The organism is Rhodanobacter sp. C06, from assembly GCF_002001105.1.
Lineage (GTDB): Bacteria > Pseudomonadota > Gammaproteobacteria > Xanthomonadales > Rhodanobacteraceae > Rhodanobacter_A.
On record NZ_MUNP01000022.1, the window covers coordinates 1 to 1,163 of the forward strand.

The 1,163-nt window shown below is 67.1% G+C and carries 1 protein-coding gene; it reads right to left on the bottom strand.

What is annotated here, in order from left to right:
* On the bottom strand, window positions 1-1,160 hold a 1,160-nt coding region (locus tag B0E52_RS01185), incomplete at its 3' end, for a nucleotide sugar dehydrogenase (protein WP_077480947.1).
* Between the last annotated feature and the right edge of the window lie 3 nt (window positions 1,161-1,163).

Consider the following 1,163-nt stretch of genomic DNA (forward strand, 5'->3'; position numbering starts at 1 on the left):
CCCACCGCCACGATCACCGCGTCGTAGGCGCCCGTTGGCGGCTCGGCCAGCGGCACGAGGCCGTATTCGTGCTCGGCCTCGGCGGCGTTTACCCACGGATCGTGCACGTCGACCTGCGCGTTGTAGCCGCGCAGCGTCTGCACGATGTCGACCACGCGGGTGTTGCGCAGGTCCGGGCAGTTCTCCTTGAACGCCAGTCCCAGGATCAGCACCTTCGCATGCACCGGGTTGATGCCCTTGCGCACCATCAGCCGGATCACCTCGCCGGCGATGTACGGGCCCATGCCGTCGTTGGTGCGCCGGCCGGCGAGGATCACGTCCGGGTGGTGGCCCACCTCCTGTGCCTTGTGGGTCAGGTAGTACGGATCGACGCTGATGCAGTGGCCGCCGACCAGGCCGGGCCGGAACGGCAGGAAGTTCCACTTGGTGCCGGCCGCCTGCAGCACTTCCAGCGTGTCGATGCCGAGCTTGTTGAACAGGATCGCCAGATCGTTGACCAGCGCGATGTTGAGGTCGCGCTGGGTGTTCTCGATCACCTTGGCCGCCTCGGCCACCTTGATCGAACTGGCCCGGTGCGTGCCGGCGGTGATGATGGAGCCGTACAGGCGGTTGACGAAATCGGCGACCTCGGGCGTGGAGCCGGAGGTGACCTTGAGGATGCCGGTGACGCGGTGCTGCTTGTCGCCGGGGTTGATCCGCTCGGGGCTGTAGCCGGCGAAGAAGTCGCGGTTGAACACCAGGCCGGAGCCCTGCTCCAGCAGCGGCACGCACACTTCCTCGGTGCAGCCGGGGTAGACGGTGGACTCGTACACCACCACGTCGCCGGGCTTCAGCACCTGGCCCAGCATCTGGCTGGCCTTGATCAGCGGGGTGAGGTCGGGCCGCTTGGCGGCGTCGATCGGCGTGGGCACGGTGACGATGTAGACGTTGCAGGCGCGCAGCTCGTCCAGCGTGGCCGAGAACGTCAATCGCGTCGCGGCGGCCAGTTCGTCGGCATCCACTTCCAGCGTCTTGTCCTCGCCGGCGCGCAGTTCGGCGATGCGCGTCTGGTTGATGTCGAAGCCGAGCGTGGCGTAGTGCTTGCCGAATTCCACCGCGAGCGGCAGGCCGACGTAGCCCAGGCCGATGATGGCGATCTTGCTGTCTTGCGGATTCCGCATTAG